The following is a 7,021-nucleotide window of genomic DNA, read 5'->3' on the forward strand; positions in this document are numbered from 1 at the left end:
TCAATTAACTCGCGATATCCCATCAGAAATTTAAGTTTATGACTATAAACAGCGGCTACGAATGGCTTTCCAAAGTGTTTTTGAAAATTTGCCCATCTTTCATAATGACCCGAAATGCTTTCTCTGGTTGAGCGACGAGTTGGATATCATCCAGAGGATTGCCATCGACCAGAATCAGGTCAGCCAGCGCACCATTTTCTACAACGCCCAATTTTCCTGGGTAAGGATTTCTGGGGCCAGAAAAGGCGCAGAGTTCAGCATTAACACTGGTTGCCATTTTGAGGACTTCAATCGGTGAGTACCACCGGGTCAGTTTGGCTAATTGCGCACCTTGCCGGCTTGCCAGTCGGGCATCAAACAGAGTATCAGTGCCCCATGCCGTCTTAATGTTGTATTTTTTCGCCAACATATAAGCAGTATCCGTGCCCGCCACCATTTCAAGTTGTTTGGCCCGTGACGCCGGACTTGGTGTTGGCACCGCATCTTCATCATCAAGGAAAGGTTGCAAGCTCCACCAGATGCCTTTTTCGGCCATTAGCTGCACAGTTTCCTCATCCAACAACTGGCCATGTTCAATACATTTAACCCCACCTTTGATAGCCATAGTAACAGCGCGCGGGGTGTAGGCATGGACGGTCACATAGGTGCCCCAGTTTTCAGCTGCGGTGACTGCAGCTTGGATTTCTGCTACAGAACCCTCAGTCACATCGATGGAGTCATACATGGAGCTGACACCACCACCGGCCATATATTTGAGCTGCGAAGCACCTCGCATGAGTTGTTCTCTGGCGCGCAACAATACTTGATCAGCACCGTCAGCGATCGCCGTCATCCCTACACGTTCGGCGTAACTTAGTGGATCTGAGGGGGTGTGCGGCAATTCACCAAGTAAACGAAAATCGCCATGCCCACCGGTCTGAGTGATGAATGCGCCCGATGGGAAGATTCGCGGGCCAGTGGCGACATGCTCATCAATCGCGCGTTTCAAGCCAAAAACCGGCCCGCCCATATCACGCACAGTGGTAAAACCGCGCATCAAGGTGGCATCAGCTTCAGCAATGGCCAGCGCCTGAATATAATTAAAATCCGCCGTCATGGCGGTCATCATCGACGGGCGAGCCATAATCGCATGCCAGTGAGCATCAATCAGCCCCGGCATCAATACGCCGCCACCACCATCAATAAGCTCCACATCCGGCGAAAGCGGTGTATTCGCAGGTTCAACCGATTTGATTTTGTTGCCTTCGACTAATACTCGTAGCCCGTCTCGCAAGTGGTCTGAAATACCATCAAAAATGCGAACATTAATAAAAGCTACCACACGCACCGCATTGGCAGTTGCATCGCTTTTTTGTGGTTTTGCTCCCGGTACCGCTGCCGCAACAGTGGCCGCGGTGATAGGGGTTGATTGGGTCGCTTTCTGGGAAAATACTGTATTAATACGCACGAATGCCGGGCTATTACAGAGGCAACCTTCGCCATGTGTGTGGGGGAGCTGAATTAATGGCATGTGAGACATAAAGTTCTCCTTAATGAACAGTCCCTCAATAAAAAATCAGAGGGCGCGCTCTCGATCATAGAACAAATTTTCTCATAACAGCTTATTTTTATAAAAAATTTGACCAGAAATAGTGTTGGAACTCTAATCCTGACCTGATAGCGCCGATAGCTGTATTTTTATTATTTACCGGAATGAGCCGATGGGATCGGCTGTATTTCTCATATTAGGCAAAAATGCAGATGGTATATACTTTTCACTATTATCATTTAGCCTATTAATTCTGATTTTTTTTAGCAAGTATATTATTTGCTCAACTTGCTACCCTAGATCATATCAATCTCTGGCAACCTAGAATTATTTATGGCAATATACGAAACATATATGTTTCGTATAGGTGTTTTATGGGAATTGTTAAAATATCTGATTTGATGCATGAGAATCTTCGCATCGCCAGTAACGCCATGAGCCGCTCAATCAATGCACAAGCCGAGCACTGGCTCAAAATGGGTATGCTTGCCGAGCTTTATCCTCAGTTGAGCTATCACGAACTTGCTCGCGCACTGGTTCAGGTGGAATTACAAGGTGGAGCGGACATTGCCAGAATCATCCAGAGTGAAACCCATAAGCTTAATAAAGAAGAGAATGCACAATGACAGAAGTAAAAATCCACTCACTAGCAGAAATTGAAATGGCGCGTGCCGCCGGCCAAGCTGCTGCAAAAGTGTTGGAAATGATTACACCCTATGTCCTTGCTGGGGTCACAACGGATGAGATTGACCGGTTGTGTCACGATTACATTGTTAACGAACTAAAAGTTATTCCTGCCAATATTGGCTATCACGGCTATACGCGCACAGTTTGCACCTCGGTGAATCATGTGGTCTGCCACGGAATTCCGTCCGATAAAAAACTCAAAAATGGCGATATTGTGAATATTGATGTCGCCATTATTAAAGATGGTTGGTATGGCGACACCAGCAGAATGTACTTTGTCGGTGAGCCTTCCGTGAGAGCTAAACGACTGGTGGATATCACTTATTTATCGATGGTGGCGGGGATTCAGGTAGTACGTCCTGGGGCAACACTCGGAGATATCGGGGCGGCGATTCAACAGGTGGCGGAGGGGGCTGGTTTTTCTGTCGTAAGGGAATATTGTGGTCACGGTGTGGGCCAGGAATATCATACTGCGCCACAAATCCTGCACTACGGGGCACCAGGAGTAGGCATGCCGCTTAAAGCGGGGATGATTTTCACCATCGAGCCGATGATTAATACCGGTAAAGCGGCCACCAGCGTACTGGCGGATGGTTGGACGGTCGTCACCAAAGACCGCTCCCTTTCAGCCCAGTGGGAACACACCATTGCTGTGACGGAAACCGGCTATGACCTGCTGACACCATGGCCAGAGGGCACCGGAGAATACGCCGCAATCTAATCATCACCTGATTCGTGGCAATCACCTTATTCGTGGTAAACAACTGGCCACGAATAAGGGAAAAATCGCCGCTCAGTACCTTAGCGGTAATAAACCGCAATATGCTGATCTTGCACTTTTTCTATCCTGATTTTTATATCAAAAATTTCTTCCAGGATATCCGGCTGCATTATTTCTTCGGGTGCACCGCGATAGATAACTTCGCCGTCTTTCATCGCAATAATATGGTCAGAATACGCAGAGGCGAAGTTGATATCATGAATGACCAATATGATGGTTTTATTCAATTCATCGGCCGCACGCCGCAATTGCTTCATCATCGCGACACAATGCTTCATATCCAGATTATTTAATGGCTCATCCAACAGGATATATTTCGTATCCTGGCACAGCACCATGGCAACATAGGCGCGTTGCCGTTGCCCACCTGACAGTTCATCAAGATAGCGGTCTTTCAGCGGCATCAAATTGAGGAACTCCATTGCCGCATCAATATGTTGGCGATCATTTTCATTGAGCCGCCCTTTCGAATAGGGGTAACGGCCAAAGCCAACTAAATCCGCAACTGTCAGCCGGCTGGTAAAATGATTTTCCTGCCGTAAGACGGAGAGGATAGTCGCCAACTTATCGCCAGAAGTTGTGGCAACATCCAGCCCATTATATTGGACACGCCCGAGATCTGGCGTCAGTAAACGGCTCATAATCGACAATAACGTCGATTTACCCGCACCATTTGGCCCGATGATTGATGTGACTCCACCAGACGGAATGCTCTCATTTATATTATTGAGTACCGTTGTACTCTGGTATTTTTTATTAATATCAGTTATTTCAATCACACCGGAGCCTTTTTTATTAAAAGATAAATAAACAGCGCGCCACCCACAAACTCAATGACCACGGAAAGCGTTCCCGACATGTTCAATAAACGTTCGAGGATTAATTGCCCACCGACCAACGTAATCACCCCCAGCAGAAAGACCCCCGGCAGCAAATATTGATGCCGGAATGACCCCACCAGTGGATAAGCCAGATTAGCAATGAGCAAACCTAAAAAGGTTAATGGCCCAACCAGTGCCGTCGATATAGCCACCAGCAAGGAAACCAGCAGCAAAATAGCGGTAATTCTTTTCTGGTAGGCAACCCCCAGATTAATCGCGGTATTTCTACCCAACGCAATAATATCGAGGGAATGACGCATACGCCAAATGACAATCGCCACGATAATAATTATCCCAGTAGACAGGGCAATAATTTCCGGCGCGGCTCGCGTAAAGGTGGCAAATACCCTACCCTGCAAAATAGCAAACTCCCCAGGGGAGAGCAGGCGCTGCATCAAGCTGGATAAACTGCGGAACAAAGTGCCACAAACCAACCCGACCAATAATACCTTGTGAAGATTGATCCCGACACCGGTCAGCAACCAGCGATACAGAAATACCGAGAACAGCAGCAACAAGGCCGACTCACAAAGGAATTTCCCTGTTATTCCTAGCACCCTGAACCCATTGGCATCGACAAAAAAGATCAACATCGTTTGAATTAGGATAAACAGCGCTTCAAGCCCCATCACTGACGGCGTCAAAATACGGTTATTAGTCACTGTTTGGAATAATACGGTGGCAATACCGGCAGCAAACGCGACCAATACCATAGTGGCTAAAATAAGGCCGCGATGCACCAGAACATACTGGATATTGCCCCGAAGATTAATTGTCATGAAAATGATAATCGCGGCAAGGGCGATAATACTCAATAACAATAACCGCTTTGCTGGCGAGCTGAATGTTTTACTGTTCTCTTGAGGAAGAGAGCGTGAGGAAGAATACTCATTAGCCTGCATGACGTTTTGTCCTAACGATTAATAATAGGAAAACGAGTGCGCCAATTGCGCCCAGAATAACGCTGGCAGGTATTTCAAATGGGTAACTGACTAACCGACCAATAATGTCACATAACACCACCAGCCCACCGCCACACAACGCCACCCAAGGAATGGTTCGACGCAGATTATCCCCCATCGCCATACTGACAATATTGGGTACAATTAATCCGAGGAAAGGTAGCACGCCAATTACCACCACCACCACGCCACTGACAATGGCAATAATGGACATCCCCATTAGCATAACCCGCTGATAATTCAGGCCAACATTGACGGAAAAATCCCGCCCCATTCCGGCGACAGTAAAACGGTCAGCGATTAAGCAGGCAATCAGCGTTAATGCGCCCACGATCCACAGCAGTTCATAACGGCCCTGCAACACGCCGGAGAAATCACCCGATTCCCAACTGCCCAATGATTGCAACAGATCAAACTCCATTGCCAGGAAGGTTGTCACCGCGCTAAATACCGCCCCCAGCATAATGCCGGTCAGCGGCACCATCAGCGCCGATTTCATTCTCATTCGTGCCAGCAACAGCATAAACAGTGCCGTCCCGCCCATGGCGAATACAGTGGCAACCAACATCTTAACCATTACCGGAGCCGCTGGGCTAAACACCATGACTAATAATAATCCGAGACTAGCCGACTGGGTGGTGCCTGCAATCGAGGGTTCGACAAATCGGTTCTGAGTGAGCATCTGCATAATAAGACCAGCAACACTCATAGCACTGCCGGCTAAAACTAATGCTAGCGTTCGCGGCACGCGACTTATCAAAAAAATATCGCGCATGTCGGGATCTGACCAGACTTCGGCCAATGTGACATTACCAACACCAATAAACAGGCTGCATGTCATTAGGCCCAGTAAAATAACCAGGCCCGCAATAAAACTAAGATTTTTCATTAGTGAGAATTACTGCGCGGAGGCTTGTTTATCCAACACTGAACTGATTTTATCCATCAGTTGCATATAACTCTGCACGCCACCGGCAATATAGAGCGAGGCAGAATCAAGATAAATTACGTGATTATTTTGCCATGCTTTGGTTTTATGAATCAGTGGGTTATCCAGAACCTGTTGTGCTGACTGGTTTTCAGTACGGCCAATAGCATTATCGCGGTCAAGGACAAACAGCCATTCTGGATTGGCATCAAGAATAAATTCGGAGGTTACCACATTGCCATGATTACCGGCTTCAGTGAAACTGGCCGCTGGCGTAAATCCTAACTCATCAAAAATAAAACCAAAACGCGAGCCTGGTGTATAAGCAGACATTTTTCCACCACTGACCATCACTAACATGGCAGACCCAGCGTTAGCTGATTTCTGTTTGATAGCATTAATCTGAGCGGTAAATTTACCCAGCAGGGTTTTCGCTTCTTCTTCTTTACCAAAGATAGAGGCTAATTGCTCCGTACGTTGAGTCAGACTTTGGGTAAAATTCTTAGGATCGATATCCAGTGAGATGGTCGGGGCAAGAGCGCTAAGTTTGTCATAGGTATCTTGAGCACGACCGCCCGCAATAATTAGGTCAGGTTTAGCCTGGCTAAGAGCTTCATAATCCGGTTCAAATAATGTGCCCGCATTCAGATATTCTGCACCCGTGTATTTGGATAAAAAGGCCGGAAGATGGGTGCTGGTCTGGGGTACACCGGCTACTTTGATATTCAGAGCGTCGGCAATATCCAATGTCGAGGGGTTCAATATGATGACTTTTTGCGGATTAAGCGGAACCTGAGTAGTACCTTGTGCGTGCTCGATAGTGATTTTTGATGTTTCTTCAGGGGTCACAGAGGAATTATCACACCCGGTAAGCACAGCAGTCAGTGCCAGTAATGATGAAAATAAAGCTAAACGTAATCGCATTTTCTCTCCTGAAAAGTGGAATGTGGATATCCTTGATTGGGAACGCCAATGATTTGCATTACTAATCTCAGGATAATACCGACATATGCCGATAATTAACAGAAGATAAAAGCCCGCGAATGCGCTGAGGGATCCCCACTAATTCAGCGCTAATAAACCAACACCATACTTCGGTAGGTTTTGGCGAGGTGATTAAGAACTGCATCCAGTGCTGTTCGCGTTAAAATTAGCGGAGAGTGTCGCAAGATATTCTCCGCTAATGTCAGATAAGATATAACCCGTCGTGACTTAAGGCTGTTAGCCTGATACCTCAGATGTAACCCTTTATTT

General features: G+C 47.0%; 7 protein-coding genes and 1 pseudogene. 2 read left to right on the forward strand and 6 right to left on the reverse strand.

The genetic code is table 11. From position 1 onward, the window contains the following. Positions 1-55: 55 nt before the first annotated feature. A complete protein-coding gene (locus OVO64_RS18655) occupies positions 56-1,519 on the reverse strand; it encodes a metal-dependent hydrolase family protein (RefSeq protein WP_050292397.1) in 1,464 nt (487 codons plus the stop codon). A gap of 383 nt (positions 1,520-1,902) precedes the next feature. On the opposite strand from OVO64_RS18655, the gene OVO64_RS18660 reads away from it, so the two are divergent. Both OVO64_RS18660 and map read left to right on the forward strand, forming a co-directional pair. Continuing rightward, on the forward strand, positions 1,903-2,154 hold the full coding sequence (locus OVO64_RS18660; RefSeq protein WP_038630687.1) for a ParD-like family protein: 252 nt from the start codon (positions 1,903-1,905) through the stop codon (positions 2,152-2,154). Further along, positions 2,151-2,936: a type I methionyl aminopeptidase gene (gene map / locus OVO64_RS18665; RefSeq protein ID WP_038630686.1), complete on the forward strand. Its 786-nt coding sequence runs from the start codon at positions 2,151-2,153 to the stop codon at positions 2,934-2,936. The genes OVO64_RS18660 and map overlap by 4 nt, the downstream gene beginning before the upstream one ends. A gap of 80 nt (positions 2,937-3,016) precedes the next feature. Here the strand turns inward: map and OVO64_RS18670 are convergent, their stop codons facing one another. The 5 genes and pseudogenes from OVO64_RS18670 to OVO64_RS18690 all read right to left on the reverse strand — a co-directional run. Then, positions 3,017-3,775 (reverse strand): ABC transporter ATP-binding protein, encoded by a 759-nt coding sequence (locus tag OVO64_RS18670; protein ID WP_050292395.1) that lies wholly within the window; start codon positions 3,773-3,775, stop codon positions 3,017-3,019. Continuing rightward, the gene (locus tag OVO64_RS18675) at positions 3,772-4,779 is read right to left on the reverse strand and encodes an iron chelate uptake ABC transporter family permease subunit (protein ID WP_038630680.1); all 1,008 of its coding nucleotides are present in this window, start codon (positions 4,777-4,779) and stop codon (positions 3,772-3,774) included. The genes OVO64_RS18670 and OVO64_RS18675 overlap by 4 nt, the downstream gene beginning before the upstream one ends. Next, on the reverse strand, positions 4,769-5,728 hold the full coding sequence (locus tag OVO64_RS18680; protein ID WP_004392204.1) for an ABC transporter permease: 960 nt from the start codon (positions 5,726-5,728) through the stop codon (positions 4,769-4,771). Before OVO64_RS18680 ends, OVO64_RS18675 begins: the two co-directional genes overlap by 11 nt. 9 nt (positions 5,729-5,737) lie before the next feature. Continuing rightward, on the reverse strand, positions 5,738-6,691 hold the full coding sequence (locus OVO64_RS18685; protein ID WP_038630676.1) for a siderophore ABC transporter substrate-binding protein: 954 nt from the start codon (positions 6,689-6,691) through the stop codon (positions 5,738-5,740). A 149-nt stretch (positions 6,692-6,840) separates the two neighbouring features. Continuing rightward, a pseudogene (locus OVO64_RS18690) lies at positions 6,841-7,021 on the reverse strand (IS4/IS5 family transposase); the annotation flags it as partial.

This window comes from Yersinia sp. Marseille-Q5920 (assembly GCF_946902935.1).
GTDB lineage: Bacteria > Pseudomonadota > Gammaproteobacteria > Enterobacterales > Enterobacteriaceae > Yersinia > Yersinia rochesterensis.